The following is a 19,188-nucleotide window of genomic DNA, read 5'->3' on the forward strand; positions in this document are numbered from 1 at the left end:
TTGTTCACAGTGACCCCGGGCCTCGCTGAAAAACGCCCCTGACCAGAACGATCAGAGACAACAACGGCCGTCGGCGCCCCTCCGGCGCGGCGGCCGGCCGGCGTCCGGTCCGCGACGCCCGGAAGGTCTCCTCTCCTCAGGTTCTGGTCACATGCGCTCTCGCCCCCTGCTCCCTTCCCTCCTGCTGCTCGGCTCGCTCACCCTCACGGCAGCCTGTGCGCACGGAACATCCGAGCCCCCGGCCACGGCATCCGCCGGCGCCCGGCCCGGCCCGTCGCCGTCCCCGGTCCGGACGGTCGACCCGTCGAAGATCAAGGGCCTGGAGATCGTCAACGACAGCAGCGAGAACAGCTCCTGCCCGTTCTCGGCCAGCTACCCGGACGTGCCGGGTGCGGAGGCGATGACGGCCGCGATGAAGAAGGACGTGGAGCGGCGCCTGGCATCCTTCCGCACCGGGGCGTGCACGGGGTCGGGCGGCGCGGACGCCCGCGAGCTCAACATCAGCCACCAGTTCCTGGTCGCCTCCGGCGACGTCCTCGGCGTCCGCCTCACCACCCAGGACCAGAGTGCGGCGGCCGACGGGCTGTCCACCAGGACGTACTGGTACGACGGCGAGGCCGACGCCTACCGCACGACGATCGGACTCGTCGCCGACGGCTCCCGGGACGCCTTCGTCGCCGCCCTGAAGGATCAGCTCAAGGACCGGGAGGGCGTGGATGCGGCAGGCCTGGACGACACGTTCTCCGCCCCGGAGAGCCGCGACGACGCCCTGTACGACATGGCCTTCACCGCCGACGGCGGACTGCGGGTGCACTTCGACCGCGGCGACGTGGGCGTTCCGGCCGCCGGGGCCCAGACGGTGACCATCCCCAAGAAGACGATCACGCCATGGCTGTCCGCGTTCGGCAAGCGCGCCCAGCAGCAGGCCCTGAGCCCCAGCCGTTCACTCGACCTGGGCGCGCCGCACGTCCCCGCCCCGGCCGTCCCCACCCACACCGCCTCCGGCGACGACGACACCGACTGCAAGAAGGTCAAGTGCATCGCCCTGACCTTCGACGACGGCCCCGCCGTCCCCGAGACCGCGACCCTGCTGACCTACCTCGCCCAGTACAAGGCGCGCGTCACCTTCTTCACCGTCGGCCAGAACGTCGCCGCCCACCCCGACCTCGTGCGCGCCGAGGCGAAGGCCGGCCACGAGATCGGCAACCACTCCTGGAACCACCCCGACCTCACCCGGCTCACCCCGCAGCAGATCGCCTCCCAGCTCACCCGCACCAGCGCCGCCATCAAGGCGGCCACCGGCAAGACCCCCACCGTCTTCCGCCCGCCCTACGGCGCCATCAACCGCACCGTCAGGGCCGCCACCACCCTCTCGCCGGTGCTGTGGGACGTCGACACCGAGGACTGGAAGTACCACGACCCCGCCAAGGTCGCCCGGACCGTCATCACCAAGGCCCAGCCCAACGACGTCGTCCTCCTGCACGACATCCACGCCACCTCCGTCGCCGCCGTCCCCCAGATACTGCGCACCCTCACCGCCCGCGGCTACCACTTCGTCACCGTCAGCCACCTGCGCGCCACGCTGTGAGGCGGAGGACAGGAGCGCTGAACGCCCTGATCCGTTCCCCCGATCCCAGCGCGGGAGCAGCATCCCGGCACGGAGATGCCGCGGGTGAGCTGCACGGTCGTCGCGACGAGAGCAGACGGGACTCGACGGGACTGTGCCTCGGCAGGGGCACCACGGCACGCACCATGTCGACGGGCAGGGCGAGTTGTGCGATGTCGACGCCATGCGGGGCAGGGCGGCCGGGCCCCACCGGGTCCGGACGTCAGCTCACCGCCGCGGCGATGGCGCGGGCGCGGGCCAGCGACTCGGTGTTCGAGGTGTCGACCGTGATGTCGTGGGCGACGCCCTTGTGCACGATGTGGTCTCTCCCGCTGCCGCCCGCGCCTACCGCCCGCTTCCCGGTACCGCACCGTCCCCCCATGCCGACACCGCGGACGATCAAGGGAAAGTTCCGGTCCCGGACATCCCTCTTGCACCTCTGAAAGACACTGGCCACCCAAGCCCCGATCCCTCGCCTGGCCCGTGCTCGAAACCGTGCACCGCCGCCTCAGGGCCGAGCAAGATATTCATCGCTAATCCGCCCTTTCCGGGGAATGTGGGCCCAGCCTCACCCGCAGCCCCGCGGGCCACCGAGTCGGCGAGGGGCCTCCTTGCTGTATGCACTCGCATCCTCCGCGCTCGCCGGCACATGATCCGCGCCTCCACACCGAAGGCCATATCGCGCCATGGTTGATGTATGGCTACCAAGAAGGTGACTATCACTCTCGACGAAACCCTGGTCGAAGCCCTGGCCGGAGCCGCCGAGAAAGAAGGCATCCCCCTCTCCCGCCTCGTCGCCGGAGCAGCGGAACGGGAGCTGCGCCTGCGGGCCGGCCGCGCCGTCATCCAGGAGTGGCAGGCCGAACACGGCGCCTTCACCCCGGAAGAGCTCGCCGCCGCCCGCGCAGACCTGGCCGCCGCTGACGCCGAGTACCTGAGCAGCTCGGGAGCCTCGGCCGCGTGAACATCCCCTACCTGTACGACGCCGGGGTACTCATCGCCATCGACAACAACGACCGACGCATGTGGGCCCGCCACAGCCTGGCCCTCGAAGACGGCCGCGACATCCACGTCCCGTCCGTCGTCGTCAGCCATGCGTGGCGGGACTCCCGCCGCCAGGTCAGACTCGGCAAGTTCCTCGCCGGGTGTCACGTCGTACCCGTCGGCCTCGAAACCGCCAAAGCCGCAGGCATTCTCTGCGGCAAGGCCGGCACCTCCGACACCGTCGACGCCACCGTCGTGACCATGGCAGCCAGCCTCGGCGCCATCATCTGGACCTCGGACCCGGACGACATCCGCACCCTCATCGACGCCCAGGGCAGTAAACCCGCCCCTGTCATCCGCACAGTCCAGTAACCGATGACATCCGACGACGGGCCCGCTCACGTACTCACTGCCACATTTCGGGGCCACCGAGCTGAGACTGTCGGGACTGCTGTTCGGTGACAGCTGACCTGGCTTGCCGAGAGGCGACCTGGAAGGATGTCGCAGTGCCCAAGCCGTGTCCGAAGCGGTTCCGAGAGGGCGTCGTGCGGGTCGCGCGCAATCGCGAGCCCGGTGTCACGCCGGAACAGATCGCCGCCGACTTCGGCGTCCACCCGATCACGCTCGCGGGGCCTACCATCGGCGGCGGCAACGACGCCTGGGCCGATTGCCCCCCGTCGAGTACGAGACCATCTTGACCCCACCCGCAGCTCTGGCTGCATAAACCCCGCTGTCACCCGATCATGCAGCAGTCCCCAGGGCTCGAACCGAGGAGCGTTGACTCCTCCATGACCGACCACATGACGACCCTGCACCGGCCTCGCCGCACCGAGTTACCTATGCACTGCACTGTGGCCAAAGCCGGCGCCTTGCATCAGCGGTAGTCGTCTGGGTGGCCTTGCATCCATGTGTTGATCTTGTTGCGAGTGGCGATCAATGCGTCCTGGTATTCCTTGAGGTTTTCGAAGGATTGATCGCTGCCGACTTGCGTGTCGAGCTCCTTGACCAACTTGATCGGCTCGGCGAAGTGGCTGGGGCCCTTCTCAGATGCCTTCATGGCGCGGTCAAGGCGGTGGAGTTCGTCGAAGATGCGGCGCAGGAAGTAGGCGCAGTCGGCGGGCGTGCAGGAATCATCCAAGGTCGCCTGCAGTCCGGCGAAGGCGTCGCGGACCTTCTCGACTGGCGTTGCAGTCGGTATCGGTGGCGGCGAAGGCTCGGCGGTGGGTGCGCTGCCGGCTGACCGGCTGGCGACAGCCGGGGTGCCGCCCGGGTTGCCGGAGTCAGAGCCTGCGTTGCACGACACACCGAATATTGCCAAAGTCACGGCGGCAACCGCGCGCCACGCTGTGGCTCTGGGCACGAACACTCCTCCTTGCTGCCCCAGTTGACTGCTCCAACCCCGCCAAACCGCTTCACCCGCGTCATCGTCGGCTGCGCCCCCTGCGGCCCGCAAGGGTCCAGACCAGTCGTTGCCATCCCGTGATCATCTCCGTGTAGCCACTGTGGAGCGATCTAACATAGCTTTTACATGTCATGCACATGTAAAGACGATAGGGGGGTAGTTCATGCGCAAGCGGCAAGCGTTTGCCGGCTTCTTCGCAGCAGCGGCACTCACCACCGGTGTTGTGGTGAGCTCGGCTGGCGGGGGTGGGGCGGCATCGGATGAGTCTTCACCGAAGACGGTGGCAGCAAACGCTGTCGATGAGAGCAAGTGGCCCAGTCGCACTCCCGAGCGTGGGCTTGCCAAGGGGCTGTCCCTGCCAGTGGAGAAGTATCTCGTCGGCTACACAGACGTCGTGGATTGGCAGCGCGCCCAGCGCGACCTCTGGATCAGCTGTATGGCTCGGTTCGGCTTCGAGAAGTTCAGCCCCCCGGTTCCGGGGGTCAACCCGCCTGTTGAGTTCAACGACGCCAACATGCCCAGGCGATACGGGGCTTCCGACGCGACGCAAGCGGCGAAATACGGCTACCACCTGCCGCCGGAGCAGCTGGACGAGCCGTCGGCATGGGAGCCGGCCGCCGGGGCGGAGGAAGCCATTTTCCTCGGGGACGGGCCGGAGCTCTCGGGCGACACATACAACGGAGTGACTGTTCCCCAGGGAGGGTGCCGCGGAGAGACGGAACGTCAGCTCGGGCATCTCACACAGGGCGAGGACGCATCGAAAGTCAACGCGTCGAGCATGACCTTGTCCTTGAAGCAGCCCGCCGTCCAAAACGTCATCGACGGCTGGGCGGCGTGCATGAAGGACAAGGGCCACGCGTTCGACGATCCGTACAAGCCCGCTGCCAGTTTCGACCTGTCGACGCCAACGGCGTCGGCAGAGGAGATCGAGGTGGCCACCGCCGACGTCGCCTGCAAGGGCGAAACCGGCCTCATCAAGGTCTGGTCCGCGGAGGAGACCGCCCTCCAAAACCAGCAGATCGCTGCCAAGAAGACCTCTCTCGACGCCGAACTCTCCCGAACGAACACCGTCAAGACGACCGCGCGAAGAGTGATCTCGGAAGGCAGTGACAAGTGACCCCGACCATACGCAACCTGATCCGGTCGCTCGCCGCCGCCCTGCTCCTCGCCGCAAGCATCTTCTGCGCCCAGCCCGCGCAGGCCGCCACCTCCTACGAGTCGGACGGTTGCACCTCCAGCGGCAACACGTACTGCTTCGTGCTCTACTACAACAGCGTCGGCTCGACCACCAACTCCGGACAGGGCGCCTGCTACATCTCCAACAGGAGCGTCCCCGACCACTACGGCTACTCCCCGAACGGGGCAACCCTCGTCCGTCTGGTGTTCCACTACGGCATGCTTCCCGGCACCTGCACCACTGACAGCGGAGACGGGACACCCCTCAAGAACAACGCCGCTTCCATTGCGAACGCCGAATGCGGCGTCTACAACCGGGTCTACTGGGGCTCTGGTTACCAGAGCATCTCCCAGGCCATCTACGGTTCCTGCGGCGGTTACGGCGGCATGGCAGAAAACCTCGTGCCCGAGCTGAAGAACGAGAACGCATCCCACAAGAGGTACTAGCCCCGCCTCCCTGTCCACGCGTCACCGCACTCATCTGTGGGGTGACGCGCGGCGGTACCCCTTTCCGTGGAAATCCCGACGGTGCACAACCGACACCGTCGGCTCCATGGCCGGCATCGCGGAGCAGGGCACGGGACGGGCTGATCACGCATGGTTCACCGCATTCAGCGGAGACCTCGCCGTCGCCGCCGTGGCAACAGACAACGGTCGGGGCGCTGCAAGCCCGGGTGACATCGCCAGGGCCATCTTCGACGCCCGCTGACCAGCTGAACAACGACAGCATTCTCCCCGAGCACTTTATGTAGACAAGGAAAGCCCGTGCACGTCCTCAAGCCAACGACGACCGCAGCAGCTGTCATGCTCGCGGCAATGTCTCTCGGTGCATGCTCGTCGTCCGGATCGGGCTCCAGCTCGGCGAAGGACCACACCCCGGTCGACCGGAGCAACTGGCCTGCGGAGACCCCTGCTTCAGGACTGGCCAAAGGCTTGGAGCTGCCGCTTGAGGCCTATTTGTCCTCGTACGCGGATCAGGTCACCGTAGACACCGCGCTGCGCATCCTCCAGACGCGGTGCATGGCCGAGTACGGGCTCACTGTCGACCTGCCGCGCCCCGGTATGAACCCGCCGCCGCACAGCAACGCAATTTCGATCGAGGCCCGTTACGGAATCACCGACCGCACCCGGGCGGAGAAGTACGGGTACGGGCTGCCGAAGGAGCTGACCCGGAGCACCGAACCGGTCGACAAGGGGCTTTCGGGTGTGGAGGTCGAGGTGCTGACCGGGCGCACAAAGCCCGAGTTCCTTCCGCCCAAGGGTGCCGAGGGTGACGGGCCGTACTTCACCGGTGCGGACTCCGAACCCGCCCGCGCCGAGTACCAGGGCAAGAAGCTGCACAAGGGTGGCTGCGCCGGATGGTCGAAGCGACAGCTCAAGCTGAACGAGTCGGATGCGGGCTATGTCTCACAGCTCGCCTCGACAAGCCTCTCCGAGTCCCGGTCGCGCAAGCCGGTCAAGAAGGCCATCAAAGACTGGTCGGCCTGCATGAAGAAGCAGGGACGGTCCGCCGCGGACCCGTACAGGGCCATGGAGCAAGGCTACGCCAACGGCGACGGCACCGCCGAAGACGCGATCGAGCTCGCGCTGGACGACATCGACTGCAAGGAGCAGACCCGTCTGATCGAGGTCTGGTTCAAGGAGGAGTCGGCAATCCAGAAGCGGCTGATTGAGGAGAACAAGGACCAGCTCGCCGCGGTAAAGACGCGCATGAGCAAGGTCCTTGCAGCCGCCAAGGCTGTCAAGTAACCGAAGGGGGAACGAACTTGAGACAGAAACGTATGCGCCTGCGCGTGCCGCTCACCCTCGCGGTGGCCACCGTGCTGGCGATACCGCTGAGCCTGCCCGCACAGGCCGAGGAACCAAAGCCGCCCAAGGGCGCGGCGCAGGGCTGGAGTGATGCCGCACAGGAGCAGAAGAAGCTCTCCCTGAAGCCTTCCGCGATCCCCGCGAAGGACCGCGCCGGCCTGCTCGGCAAGGACTACGCGGAATCCGCCGACACCGCCGTCACCACGACCGGCGACGGCACCGGCTTTCACCTCCTTGCGGGCAAAGAGAAGGACGGCTATCAACTGCGCACGATAGCCAGCCTGTTCGAGGATGGTTTCGCCTCGGACACCTGGATCGGCAACCACTGCGTCACCGGGTCAGGCAAGTACGCGGCCGTCTCGTACGCGCCGCGCATGTTCACCAACAAGCCCGAACTGATGGTGCGCGGCGCATTCACCGCAGTGGTCGATCTTCAGTCGGGCAAGGTCACCAAGCTGCCGTTCCAGTCGTCGCTCGCCTACTTCTCGCCCGGCTGCGGCCAGGGTGAGAAGGCGGTGTTCACTCAGCTCAGCCACGACGGTGACAAGAAGCAGCAGACCCGCCTGCTCACCGTCGACGCGGCAACCGGCAAGGAGTCCAAGCCGGTCACGCTCGCAGGCGCGGTCACCTCGGCCATCCCCACGGACGCGGGCATCATCGCCGCGCACGGCAACAAGCTGGTACGGATCAACGGCACGGCCGAGAAGACACTGGCGTCCACCACGACGGTGCCGTTCGAGATCACCGCCGACGCCGATGGCGGCATCACCTTCATCGACCGCGAGCTGGACAAGAAGGCGTCCAAGACGCCGACCAGCTGGGCCAAGCACCTCGACCGTGCCAAGGTCGAGAAGGGCCGGAAGACCGAGCCCGTCACCGTCGTGTCCGGCAAGCTCGAAGCCTGGGACCTGACCCGCTCGGCGCGCGGTGAGGTGTTCGTCACCGGTGCCGCCACGTCCGGAACGTTGCCCAAGCGGGTGCACAACCCAGGCAAACTCCCCAAAGGCGCGGCGATCTCCAGCCACGCCCGGACAGCCCTGACCACCACGTGGTCCGACGGGAAGACCACCCTGGTCAACCCGGAGGACGCCGCCAAGCCCCGCCCCGCGCGTACTGTCCTGCGCATGCTGGAGTCCGGCAGGTCCGTGACCCTCGATCTGCGTCCCGGTGCCAAACGCGTGGGCGATGAGGCCCAGGGGCGTGTCCTGTCGCCCGCCCTGCCCACCGGCGGCCCGGTCGAGTCCGGCCCGGACACAGGCAAGCAAAGCGAAGACGGCCTGTCCACGCAGACCGTCCGCACCCAGGCCCTCACCGCACAGGCCGACAACCCCAGCGAAGGCACCGGGGAACGCTACTGCGCGGTGGCCCGTAACGATGTGAAGAAGCAGGCCTTCCAGCCCACCCCGCGCCAGGTCGAGTGGGCCGTGGACCAGGCCGTCGTCGGCGAGCTGGACTTCTACCGCGAGGGGAACTGGAAGAACACCGGGACCGGTGGCTACCAGCCTCAGGGCCTCTTCCCGCCGACCGTGCTCGCCGGTGACCCCAACGGCACCCTCGACAACGAGGATCCCGATGTCACCGACAAATGGCACATTCCCGCGCAGGTGATGCTCGGCATCACCGCGCAGGAGTCCAACATGTGGCAGGCCACCCGCTTTGCCGTGCCCGGTGTCACCGCCAACTCCCTGGTCGGCAACTACTACGGTGTCGACTACGCCGCCGACGGTGAACAGCTCGACCCCTGGCGGATCAACTGGGCGGACGCCGACTGCGGTTACGGCATCACCCAGGCCACCGACGGTATGCGCCTCGCGGGCAGGACCAAGCCCGGCGAGACCGCCCTGTCGCCCCTCGCGCAGGAAGCCGTCGCCCTGGACTACACGGCGAACATCGCCGCCGGTGTGCGGATCCTGTCGGAGAAGTGGAACCAGACCTACAACGCCGGCATGAAGATCAACGGCGGCCACCCCAAGTGGATCGAGAACTGGTTCTTCGCCCTGTGGGCATACAACTCCGGCTTCTACGACACCGCCGACTCACAGGGCCACTGGGGCGTCGGCTGGACCAACAACCCGGCCAACCCGCTGTGGAAGGCCAACCGCGTCCCCTTCCTGCAGAGCGCGTCCAACCCTTCCGGTGACGACTACAGCCATGCCGCGCACCCGCAGGACTGGCCGTACCAGGAGAAGGTGATCGGCTGGGCGGCCCGCCCGATCTCGGCGATGTTCGCGCCCGGTGACTTCCAGGCGGGCTACCGTCCCGCGTGGTGGACCACCAACGAGGACCGCTCCAACGCCAAGCCTCCCGTCGATCTTTTCTGCAACGCGTCGAACTACTGCGACCCGGCCAAGATCGGCGACAACGACTCCAACGACCCGGGCCTGGGCGCCTGCACCCTCGACTCGGGCGACAGCGAAACCAACCCGCACTGGTTGCACTGCTGGTGGCACGAGGAGATCACCAAGGAGCAGTGGAAGGACTGTGAACGGCTCGCCGAGTGCGGCAACGGCGTGCACCGCTTCAGTACCTCCTACGGCGAGCAGGCGGATGCCGGCTCGTACCCGCCGAACTGCTCCACCACCGGCCTGCCCACCAACGCCCTGGTGGTCGACGACCTGCCCGACGGCACCACCCCAGCAGGAGTCGACACCAACCGCGGATGCGGGGCGGTGAATTCCAGCGGCACGTTCAGCTTTACGTTCGTTCCGTGGGACACCCAGATGGATCTCACCAACGACGGGACGGAGAACCCGACCACCGTCACCACGTATCCGGGGAAGATCGACACGCACCAGATCGGCGCGGGCTACGGCAACCACTTCTGGTTCACGCACACCCGCTCGCCGGAGTCCTACCCGGGCAACGCCGACCGGATGAAGGTCACCGGCTCGTGGAAGCTGAAATCTCCGCTGACCAACACCACACGCCAGGCGAAGGTCCTCGCGCATATCCCCGACCACGGGGCGCAGACCTCCAACGCCGTCTACCGGATCCAGACCCCTGCCGGGGAAGAGGAAGTGGCCGTCTCGCAGACGGCGAACGAGTCCAACAAGTGGGTGGACCTGGGCGCCTACGACTTCGGTGACCAGATTCCCGAGGTGCGGCTCGACAACTTCAACGGCGGCAGCGGAAGCGCGGACATCGCCTTCGACGCGCTGGCGTTCGTCCCCGGCACGTACAACGGCCTGAAGATGACCGGCAGCATGACGGCCGACCCGACCGCACCGGACCCGGCCCCGGTCGAGCCCGGCGAGGACATCTCCGACAGCCTCTTCCCCCAAGTCAGCGGGTTCTCGGCCGACACCGCCACGGCGGCGCCGATGGCGACGACCATGAGCACCGCGTCGTGCTCGACGGTGTCCCTTTCCATCACCCGCAAGCGCACCAACAGCTGTCTCCACGACGAGCTCTGGGTGAATCACTACGCAAACGGCACACCGGACGGAAACGCTTCCTTCGACTACTACAACACGATCTACCTCGACCCGGTGAGTGACGAGTTCTCCCAGGTCACCACGATCCGGCTGAAGTCGATGAGCGGTGTGATGAACACGGTCAACCTGGACTACCAGGCCAAGTGCCGCGGGTACTGCAACATCACCAGTGTCAACTGGGACGGGTCGAAGATCTTCAAGAAGGGCGACACGATCCAGCGGACCATCACCACGCGGTTCAAGTGGACGCCCAGTGGCGCGACCAAGAACACGATCACCCCGTACTGGTACTTCAGCGGCATAGCCAACACCACTCCGATCGCGAATCCGCTCGAAGTCGAGAAGGCCAAGCTGGACATCCGCTGCGACAGCGAAGTCCCCAATGCCGGCACCGGCTGCGTGTTCTCAGGCTACGACCCGACGTACGTCATGAACTCCAAGAAGTTCCCGGGGGCCGCCGCACACATCGACATGATGTGGCGCAAGACCAACATCGACTGGGGCAACCGCAACGGTGGCAAGCCGCTCACCTACCTGGGCAACAAGATGTCCGTCGACGGCTCCGGAAAGATTCAGTCGGACCGCAACCGGCAGCTCATCTGCAGCAGGCAGTGGAAGACCTACAAAGACACCGGTCTGTTCAGTGACATGTGGACCCTGGAGGCAGGGGCAACACGTACCGACTCGAAGAGCTGTGACGAGTTCGCCTTCGCCAACTCCTTCCAGAGCGCCGGAAACTCCGCAGGCCCCAACCCTGTCACGTACAGCGGCAAGGAATGCGTGCAGACCTATGTCAGGCGCAACGCCGACGACACCATGACGCTGCACCTGCGTCCTGATGCCCCGGCACCGACCTGGAAGGAGCCCTGCGGCCGGTCCTCGATGTCGAACTGGCAGAACACCCAGTCGATGCGGCCGTTCGGCGACTTCATCAAGGGACAACGCTTGATGGAGGACGACGACTACTGGCTCGACCTAGGCGGATTCACCGCGCCCACACCGTAACCGGGCAATGAGAAGTGCCCCCCGGAACAACCGGGGGGCACTTTGGTTTCACGACCAGACGAGTCGCCCTTCGGCGACCGAGCAGGTCGGATGGCTTCCATCGGCGATTTTCGTGAGCATTTCCGCCACGGAGTCGAAAAAGTGAGCCAGTGATGCGTACTCGCCCGTGGTCGTGTTCTCACCCACGAACCACCTGCCGATACGGCCGTCCCGCACGTCGATGAACTTTCCTGTCCAGCCGTCCTGGTCCGACAGGAACGGGATCCACTCATTGCGCCAGAACGGATTGTTCGGCTGATCCGGAGGGTTGACCCCACCGGGCATGGAGTGGTTCGCGTAGAGCTTCTCTATCGCCCGGATGCCCAGAAAGAAAATTCCCTCGTCCGGAAACCCGGCGAAACCGCAACATGCCACATCGTCGTCCACGTCTTCCTCAGGAAGATCCAGATTGTTCTGCAACAACCACGTCCGCAGTTCCCGAGGAAGCGGGATGCCCATCCGTTCCTCGGCGGCCGCGAGCATCTGTTCCGTGGCCGGCCCGGGCAGATCCGCATGATCGGCCGGGGCGTGCTCCTGAAGAAGACTCATCACACGGGACCAGCTCTCCACCACGCCCATTCCCCACGATCCTCTCCGTACGAACGCCCTCTACGGCTGCGTCACTGCGGGCTACTGTTCGAAGCGTCGACGCCGGGTGCCGCGATCCCGAAGCGCGCGCAAGAAAGCCACCTTGCACAGCGCCACCCTGCCGGCTACTGCAGTATCAAGGATCGCGGCTGGATCACAGGCGGCCCCGCTCGCCTCGCACCCGTCCGCGCCCCTCTCGCATGCACTGCCCGACCGGCCTGACCGGTGACCGCAGCGCCGAGCTGTCCTCCGTGACGGACCGCTGTCGAGCCCGTCACGGAGGACAACGTGCAATGGTCGGTCCCGGACTGAGCCAACCAGCTATCGCTCGCCGCACTCACGGTGTCGAATTCTCATTTCCTCAGGTCAGCGACGTGGTGGAGTTCATACGTTGAAGCGGAACTCCACGACATCCCCGTCCTGCATCACATAGTCCTTGCCCTCCATGCGCGCCTTGCCCTTCGCGCGGGCCTCCGCCACCGAACCCGTCTCCACCAGGTCGTCGAAGGAGATGACCTCCGCCTTGATGAAGCCCTTCTGGAAGTCGGTGTGGATGACGCCGGCGGCCTCGGGGGCCGTGGCGCCCTTCTTGATGGTCCAGGCGCGGGATTCCTTGGGGCCGGCCGTGAGGTAGGTCTGGAGGCCGAGGGTGCGGAAGCCGACGTGGGCGAGGGTGGCGAGGCCGGGCTCCTCCTGGCCGACGGACTGGAGGAGTTCGAGGGCCTCGTCCTCGTCGAGCTCGGCGAGGTCCGCCTCCAGCTTGGCGTTGAGGAAGATCGCCTCGGCGGGGGCGACCAGAGCGCGCTGCTCGTTCTTGAAGTCCTCGTCGACCAGCTCGTCCTCGTCGACGTTGAAGACGTAGAGGAAGGGCTTGGTCGTGAGCAGGTGCAGGTCGTGGAGGAGCTCGTTGCGCTCGCTGCCCTGGACGATGCCGTGCGCGAAGAGCGTGTCGCCCTTCTCCAGGATCTCCTTGGCCTCCTCGACCGCCTTGACCTTGGGCTGGATGTCCTTCTTGATCCGCGACTCCTTCTGGAGACGCGGCAGGACCTTCTCGATGGTCTGGAGGTCGGCGAGGATCAGCTCGGTGTTGATCGTCTCGATGTCGTCCTTGGGCGAGACCTTGCCGTCGACGTGCACGACGTTCTCGTCCTTGAAGGCACGGATGACCTGGCAGATCGCGTCGGACTCGCGGATGTTCGCGAGGAACTTGTTGCCCAGGCCCTCGCCCTCGGACGCGCCGCGCACGATGCCCGCGATGTCGACGAAGTCGACCGTGGCCGGGAGGATCCGCTCCGACTTGAAGATCTCGGCCAGCTTGCCGAGCCGCGGGTCGGGGACGCCGACGACGCCCACGTTCGGCTCGATGGTGGCGAACGGGTAGTTGGCCGCCAGCACGTCGTTCTTGGTCAGGGCGTTGAACAGGGTCGACTTGCCGACATTCGGCAGACCGACGATTCCGATCGTGAGCGACACGTTGCGACTTCCCGTGAGTGGAGAGGGCCAGGGGGCCGGGAGACCGGCCGATCCACCAGTCTACGGCGTGCCCGGAACCGTCCCGGCGGCGTATCGAACGCTTGGCCAAGCCTCGACTCACGGCGTGTCTGAAGGCCTATTCGGCATATAGAACGACCTAAGTTGGTGCAGTGGAGCAATACAGGACGCGACCTGCCCAGTACGGACCGCGACGTGACCGGTCGAGATCGCCCCTGCCACCGCAGGCGGCACGAGGAGTGGACGGCGGGGCGGTGCGAGCGGTCCGGCAGCCGGGACCGCAGCGCCGTCCTGCGGCGGTACGGCGACCCGCCCCCGCGCCGGCACCCACCGCGGCGGGGATGCCGAACCCCCGGCTGACCGGGCTTGGCAGCGGGTTGTTCTGCGCGCTGGTGATGTTCCTGCTCGGCGGGCTCTGCGCGGTGCTGTTCGGGGCGTCGCTGACGGCGTACGGGGTGCTGTTCCTGCCGGTGTGCGTGCTGACCGCCGTCTGGGTGCGCCGCGGGGATCTCATGACCGCGCCCGTCGTCGTGCCGATCGCGTTCGCCGTGGGGCTGGTGCCGGTGGCGGACGGCGACGGTGGGACCGGCGGCAAGCTGATGGGGCTGGTGACGGCGCTCGCCACGCAGGCCGGCTGGCTGTACGGCGGCACGCTCATCGCCGGGCTGATCGTGATCGCCCGGCGGATCCGGCTGGTGCACCGGCGACGGGCGGCGGCCGGGGCGCGCCAGCCGGTGTGACAGCCGGGGCGCGTCCGTCCGTGTGACAGCCGCGGCCCGTCCGCCCTAGTGTCCCGCCGCCCGCATCGCCGCCCCCACGATCCCCGCGTTGTTCTGCAACTGCGCCGGGACGATCTCCGCCGTGATGCCCTCGATGTGCGGCAGGAACTTGTGTGACTTGCGGCTGACGCCGCCGCCGATGATGAACAGCTCCGGCGAGAACAGCATCTCCACGTGGGCGAGGTAATTGCGCACGCGGTGCACCGCCCAGTGCTCCCACGTCATGTCGTGGTCCTCCCGGGCCTTGCTGGAGGCCCGCTTCTCCGCGTCGTGCCCGTCGAGCTCCAGGTGGCCCAGCTCGGTGTTGGGGACCAGGGTGCCGTCGACGAAGACCGCGCTGCCGATGCCCGTGCCGAACGTGAGCACGATCACCGTTCCCCGGCGGCCGCGGCCGGCGCCGAAGTTCATCTCGGCGACGCCCGCCGCGTCCGCGTCGTTCACCACCGTCACCGGCAGTCCGCCCAGCCGCTCGCCGAGCAGCACGCGCGCGTCGGTGTCGATCCAGTCGTCGTCGACGTTGGCCGCCGTCCGGATCGTGGCTCCGTCGGTGACCACGCCCGGGAACGTGACCCCGACCGGGCCTGTCCAGCCGAAGTGGTCGACGACCTGCTTGACTCCGTCGGCCACCCCGTCGGGCGTGGCGGGGTGCGGGGTGAGGACCTTGTGGCGCTCCTGCGCCAGGTCGCCCTTGTCCAGGTCCACCGGGGCACCCTTGATCCCGGAACCGCCGATGTCCACACCGAAGATCTGCATGGCCCTACGTTACGACGAGGGACTGACAGTCACCGGCCGGACGGCGATCCCCGCCCAGCGGCTCCCCGATCACTCCCCGGAATCCTCACCGGTTCCGGCGCCTCGGCGCTCGGCGACCAGCGCCGTCGCCTCCTCGCGCAGGTCGCGGCGCAGCTCCTTGGGCAGGGAGAAGGTGATGGACTCCTCGGCCGCCTTGACGATCTCGACGTCCTCGAAGCCGCGCTGGGAGAGCCACTCCAGGACCTGTTCGACCAGGACCTCCGGGACGGAGGCGCCCGAGGTGACGCCGACCGTGGAGACACCCTCCAGCCAGGCCTCGTCGATCTCGTCGGCGAAGTCCACGAGGTACGCCTCACGCGCGCCCGCGATCTTGGCGACCTCCACGAGCCGCTTGGAGTTGGAGGAGTTGCGGGAGCCGACCACGATGACCAGGTCCGACTCGGCGCCCATCTGCTTCACGGCCAGCTGGCGGTTCTGCGTGGCGTAGCAGATGTCGTCGCTGGGCGGGGAGATGAGCTGCGGGAACTTCTCCTTGAGGGCGTCGACGGTCTCCATGGTCTCGTCGACGGACAGCGTGGTCTGGGAGAGCCAGACGACCTTGGACGGGTCGCGGACCTCGACCTTCTGCACATCGCTCGGCCCGTCGACGAGCTGGATGTGGTCGGGGGCCTCGCCGGAGGTGCCGATGACCTCCTCGTGACCTTCGTGGCCGATCAGGAGGATGTCGTAGTCCTCACCGGCGAAGCGGACGGCTTCCTTGTGGACCTTGGTGACCAGCGGGCAGGTGGCGTCGATGGTGGCGAGGCGGCCGCGCTCGGCCTCCTCGTGGACGACGGGGGCCACGCCGTGCGCCGAGAACATGACGATGTTCCCCGGGGGCACCTCCTCCGTCTGCTCGACGAAGATCGCGCCCTTCTTCTCCAGGGTCTGCACGACGTACTTGTTGTGGACGATCTCGTGCCGGACGTAGACCGGAGCGCCGTACTGCTCCAGCGCTTTCTCGACGGCGATCACGGCGCGGTCCACACCCGCGCAGTAGCCACGGGGGGCGGCGAGCAGGACACGGCGGCCAGGCGAAGCAGACATGCGTCCCATCGTAAGGCCGCGTTCGGCGGGTCGAAGATCGCGTCCGTGTGGAGTCCCCGGGAAGACTGACAGGGCGCGATGTGAGTGACGGGCGCGGAGGCGGAGCACGGGGCCGGGTGCAGGACCGGCGCCCGGGCCGGGCCAGGCAACCGGGAGACGGCGGCGCCGGGCGGGTGGGCCGCGTTGTCGGCGGTGGCCACTACTCTCGCGGGCATGGCTGTGAACACGTCTCCGGAATCCCCGCTCCCCGTCGGTGAGGTGTCGCGGCTCATCGGGGGGTGGATCGACCGGCTCGGGGCGGTGTGGGTCGAAGGGCAGATCACGCAGTTGTCGCGGCGGCCGGGTGCCGGTGTGGTGTTCCTGACGCTGCGGGATCCCTCGTACGACGTCTCCGTCAGCGTCACCTGCTACCGGCAGGTGTTCGACGCCGTCGCGGACGTGGTGAGCGAGGGCGCCCGGGTCGTCGTCCTGGCGAAGCCGGAGTGGTACGCCCCGCGGGGGCAGCTGTCGCTGCGGGCCGCCGAGATAAGGCCCGTCGGGGTCGGTGAACTGCTCGCGCGGCTGGAGCAGTTGAAGAAGGCCCTCACGCGCGAGGGCCTGTTCGCGCCGGAGCGCAAGAAGCCGCTGCCCTTCCTGCCGCAGCTCGTCGGGCTGGTGTGCGGGCGGGCCTCGGCCGCCGAGCGGGACGTGCTGGAGAACGCCCGGCACCGCTGGCCCGCGGTGCGTTTCGAGGTGCGCAACGTCGCCGTGCAGGGCGTGCACGCCGTGCCGCAGGTCGTGCAGGCCGTGAAGGAGCTGGACGCGATCGGGGACGTGGACGTGATCATCGTCGCGCGCGGTGGCGGCAGCGTGGAGGACCTGCTGCCGTTCTCCGACGAGCAGCTGATCCGGACGGTGGCCGAGTGCCGTACGCCCGTGGTGTCAGCGATCGGGCACGAGCCCGACAACCCGCTCCTCGACCACGTCGCCGACCTGCGCGCCTCCACCCCGACCGACGCCGCGAAGAAGGTCGTGCCGGACGTCGGTGAGGAGTACGAGCGCGTGCGGCTGCTGCGGGACCGGGCGCGGCGGTGCGTGGCGGCGCTGGTGGAGCGGGAGGAGCGCGGGCTGGCCCACGCCCTGGCGCGGCCGTCGATAGAGGATCCGCACCGGATGATCGACGAGCGCGCCGACCATGTGGCGGACCTGCTCGACCGGAGCCGGCGCTGTCTGCGGCACCAGCTGGACCGCGCCGACTCGGAGCTGACGCACACGCACGCGCGCGTGGTGGCCCTCTCACCCGCCGCGACCCTGAAGCGCGGGTACGCCGTGCTCCAGAAGGCGGACGGGCACGCCGTCCGCGACCCCGGCGAGGTGACGGCCGGCGAGGCCCTGCGCGCGCGGGTCTCCGAAGGTGAGTTCTCCGTACGAGTCGACACATAGGGTGGGTGGATGACCAGCGAGGTTGATGAGACACCGGGCACGACCGAGGCGCTCGGGTACGAGCAGGCGCGGGACGAGCTGATCGAGGTCGTCCGCCGCCTGGAGGCGGGCGGTACGACGCTGGAGGAGTCCCTGGCGCTCTGGGAGCGCGGCGAGGAGCTGGCCAAGGTGTGCCGGCGCTGGCTGGACGGGGCGCGGGCGCGGCTGGACGCGGCGCTGGCGGAGGAGACCGCGGACGAAGCGGACGCGGAGTAGCGGGCGGTCCACTGTGAGGTGAGACACGACACCCCGGATTTGATTGAACGTTGAACTTTGCTCGCGTACGGTCGGAGACATCAGACGTACCCGCTCGAGAAGGTTCCTCCATGTCTCTCGTCCTTGACCCCGCCGCGCAGGACCTGCTGTTCCGCGAGGCCCGCTCCGCCAACACCTTCACCGACGAGCCGGTGACCGACGAGCAGGTGCAGGCGATCTACGACCTGGTCAAGTACGGTCCGACCGCCTTCAACCAGACCCCGCTGCGCATCACCCTGGTCCGCACCCCCGAGGCCCGCGAGCGCCTGGTGCGGCACATGGCCGAGGGCAACCAGCCCAAGACGGCCGCCGCCCCGCTGGTCGCGATCCTCTCCGCGGACAACGAGTTCCACGAGGAGCTGCCGCACCTGTTCCCGGCCATGCCGCAGGTGAAGGACCTCTTCTTCGCCGAGCGCCCGGTGCGCGAGAACGCCGCCACGCTGAACGCCGCCCTCCAGGCCGCGTACTTCATCGTCGGCGTCCGCGCCGCCGGTCTCGCCGCCGGCCCGATGACCGGCTTCGACTTCGAGGGCGTGCGCAAGGAGTTCCTGGACGACGACCACACCCCGCTGATGGTCGTCAACATCGGCCGTCCGGGCCCGGACGCCTGGTACCCGCGCTCCCCGCGCCTGGAGTTCGACCAGGTCGTCACGACCGTCTGACCGACGGACACGAGAAAGGCCCCCGGTACACGCCGGGGGCCTTCTCCATGCGTACGGAGCCTCACTCCGTCTTCAGCCTGTACGGAGTCTCACTCCGTCTTCAGCGCGTCCGCCATCTTCGTCAGCTGCGCGAACGACGCGGTGCCCGTCACGACCGTCGTCGAGCCCTTGGTGCCCTCGAGGACCAGCGCGTCGTACCGGCCGCCCTCGTAGCGGGTCCAGGTCCGGTCGTCGATCTTCTCGGTCTTCCCGGTCTCCCGCGCACCCTGGGTCGCCTCGTCGACGAAGACGGGGCGCCGCTGAGTGGACTGCTCGACGGCCACGTACTCCCCCTCGGGGTCGTGGAAACCGAGGTGCCAGGCGTCGAACTCGTCGCCCTGGAAACGGACGGACGTGGCCTTCCATGTGTCGGGCAGGCCCTGCGGCGCGGCGATGGGGTACGACGCGGCGCGGCGTGCCGTGAGCAGCTCGACCCGGTAGTCGACGCGCTTGAGGTCGCGCGGGCTGTCGTCGTGCGGGATGAAGAGGTAGATGACGCCTGCCACGAGGATGATGACCCCCATGGAGAGGATCATGTCCCGCGCCGTCTTCTGCTTGCCGTTCGTGCCTGCCACGCCCCCTATCGTCGCAGGTCTCCGGTGCGCTCATCCGTGGGGGC

Annotated in this window: 18 protein-coding genes; 12 read left to right on the forward strand and 6 right to left on the reverse strand. The window is 67.7% G+C overall.

All coding sequences use genetic code 11. The features are described 5' to 3' along the window. Positions 1-151 precede the first annotated feature (151 nt). From ACZ6TU_RS01145 to ACZ6TU_RS01155, 3 genes are all read left to right on the forward strand, one after another. Entirely contained in the window at positions 152-1,588 is a 1,437-nt protein-coding gene (locus ACZ6TU_RS01145) for a polysaccharide deacetylase family protein (protein ID WP_467678742.1), read from the forward strand. A gap of 715 nt (positions 1,589-2,303) precedes the next feature. Continuing rightward, positions 2,304-2,570: a hypothetical protein gene (locus ACZ6TU_RS01150; protein ID WP_467678741.1), complete on the forward strand. Its 267-nt coding sequence runs from the start codon at positions 2,304-2,306 to the stop codon at positions 2,568-2,570. After that, the gene (locus ACZ6TU_RS01155; protein ID WP_467678740.1) at positions 2,567-2,962 is read left to right on the forward strand and encodes a PIN domain-containing protein; all 396 of its coding nucleotides are present in this window, start codon (positions 2,567-2,569) and stop codon (positions 2,960-2,962) included. Before ACZ6TU_RS01150 ends, ACZ6TU_RS01155 begins: the two co-directional genes overlap by 4 nt. 502 nt (positions 2,963-3,464) lie before the next feature. Here ACZ6TU_RS01155 and ACZ6TU_RS01160 read toward each other — a convergent pair. Then, complete coding sequence (locus ACZ6TU_RS01160; protein ID WP_467678738.1) at positions 3,465-3,950, reverse strand: hypothetical protein; 486 nt, start codon at positions 3,948-3,950, stop codon at positions 3,465-3,467. Positions 3,951-4,155: 205 nt separating this feature from the next. On the opposite strand from ACZ6TU_RS01160, the gene ACZ6TU_RS01165 reads away from it, so the two are divergent. From ACZ6TU_RS01165 to ACZ6TU_RS01185, 5 genes are all read left to right on the forward strand, one after another. After that, positions 4,156-5,109 carry a hypothetical protein gene (locus tag ACZ6TU_RS01165; RefSeq protein ID WP_467678737.1) on the forward strand — a complete coding sequence of 318 codons (954 nt, stop codon included), beginning with the start codon at positions 4,156-4,158 and terminating at the stop codon, positions 5,107-5,109. Further along, positions 5,106-5,615 (forward strand): hypothetical protein, encoded by a 510-nt coding sequence (locus ACZ6TU_RS01170; protein ID WP_467678736.1) that lies wholly within the window; start codon positions 5,106-5,108, stop codon positions 5,613-5,615. The genes ACZ6TU_RS01165 and ACZ6TU_RS01170 overlap by 4 nt, the downstream gene beginning before the upstream one ends. 106 nt (positions 5,616-5,721) lie before the next feature. Continuing rightward, entirely contained in the window at positions 5,722-5,877 is a 156-nt protein-coding gene (locus ACZ6TU_RS01175) for a hypothetical protein (RefSeq protein ID WP_398771803.1), read from the forward strand. A gap of 56 nt (positions 5,878-5,933) precedes the next feature. Beyond that, entirely contained in the window at positions 5,934-6,917 is a 984-nt protein-coding gene (locus tag ACZ6TU_RS01180; protein ID WP_467678734.1) for a hypothetical protein, read from the forward strand. A 32-nt stretch (positions 6,918-6,949) separates the two neighbouring features. Continuing rightward, complete coding sequence (locus ACZ6TU_RS01185) at positions 6,950-11,416, forward strand: carbohydrate-binding protein (RefSeq protein ID WP_469546552.1); 4,467 nt, start codon at positions 6,950-6,952, stop codon at positions 11,414-11,416. A 48-nt stretch (positions 11,417-11,464) separates the two neighbouring features. Here the strand turns inward: ACZ6TU_RS01185 and ACZ6TU_RS01190 are convergent, their stop codons facing one another. Then, positions 11,465-12,034, reverse strand: coding sequence for an SMI1/KNR4 family protein (locus ACZ6TU_RS01190; protein ID WP_469545776.1), 570 nt, complete (start codon positions 12,032-12,034; stop codon positions 11,465-11,467). A gap of 393 nt (positions 12,035-12,427) precedes the next feature. Further along, a complete protein-coding gene (gene ychF, locus ACZ6TU_RS01195; RefSeq protein ID WP_467678730.1) occupies positions 12,428-13,516 on the reverse strand; it encodes a redox-regulated ATPase YchF in 1,089 nt (362 codons plus the stop codon). A 170-nt stretch (positions 13,517-13,686) separates the two neighbouring features. Here ychF and ACZ6TU_RS01200 point away from each other — a divergent pair, with 170 nt between their 5' ends. Further along, complete coding sequence (locus ACZ6TU_RS01200) at positions 13,687-14,274, forward strand: DUF6542 domain-containing protein (protein ID WP_467678728.1); 588 nt, start codon at positions 13,687-13,689, stop codon at positions 14,272-14,274. 45 nt (positions 14,275-14,319) lie between these two features. Here the strand turns inward: ACZ6TU_RS01200 and ppgK are convergent, their stop codons facing one another. Continuing rightward, on the reverse strand, positions 14,320-15,066 hold the full coding sequence (gene ppgK, locus ACZ6TU_RS01205; RefSeq protein WP_467678726.1) for a polyphosphate--glucose phosphotransferase: 747 nt from the start codon (positions 15,064-15,066) through the stop codon (positions 14,320-14,322). Positions 15,067-15,135: 69 nt separating this feature from the next. Next, the gene (locus ACZ6TU_RS01210) at positions 15,136-16,161 is read right to left on the reverse strand and encodes a 4-hydroxy-3-methylbut-2-enyl diphosphate reductase (protein WP_467678724.1); all 1,026 of its coding nucleotides are present in this window, start codon (positions 16,159-16,161) and stop codon (positions 15,136-15,138) included. A 204-nt stretch (positions 16,162-16,365) separates the two neighbouring features. On the opposite strand from ACZ6TU_RS01210, the gene xseA reads away from it, so the two are divergent. From xseA to ACZ6TU_RS01225, 3 genes are all read left to right on the forward strand, one after another. Next, on the forward strand, positions 16,366-17,574 hold the full coding sequence (gene xseA / locus ACZ6TU_RS01215) for an exodeoxyribonuclease VII large subunit (RefSeq protein ID WP_469545783.1): 1,209 nt from the start codon (positions 16,366-16,368) through the stop codon (positions 17,572-17,574). Between the two features lie 9 nt (positions 17,575-17,583). Further along, positions 17,584-17,829, forward strand: coding sequence for an exodeoxyribonuclease VII small subunit (locus ACZ6TU_RS01220; RefSeq protein WP_467678721.1), 246 nt, complete (start codon positions 17,584-17,586; stop codon positions 17,827-17,829). Between the two features lie 110 nt (positions 17,830-17,939). Next, positions 17,940-18,530 (forward strand): malonic semialdehyde reductase, encoded by a 591-nt coding sequence (locus ACZ6TU_RS01225; RefSeq protein WP_467678719.1) that lies wholly within the window; start codon positions 17,940-17,942, stop codon positions 18,528-18,530. A gap of 89 nt (positions 18,531-18,619) precedes the next feature. Here ACZ6TU_RS01225 and ACZ6TU_RS01230 read toward each other — a convergent pair whose 3' ends face one another. Next, complete coding sequence (locus ACZ6TU_RS01230) at positions 18,620-19,144, reverse strand: DUF4245 domain-containing protein (protein ID WP_467678718.1); 525 nt, start codon at positions 19,142-19,144, stop codon at positions 18,620-18,622. Positions 19,145-19,188 lie beyond the last annotated feature (44 nt).

This window comes from Streptomyces sp. NPDC052064, from assembly GCF_055585925.1.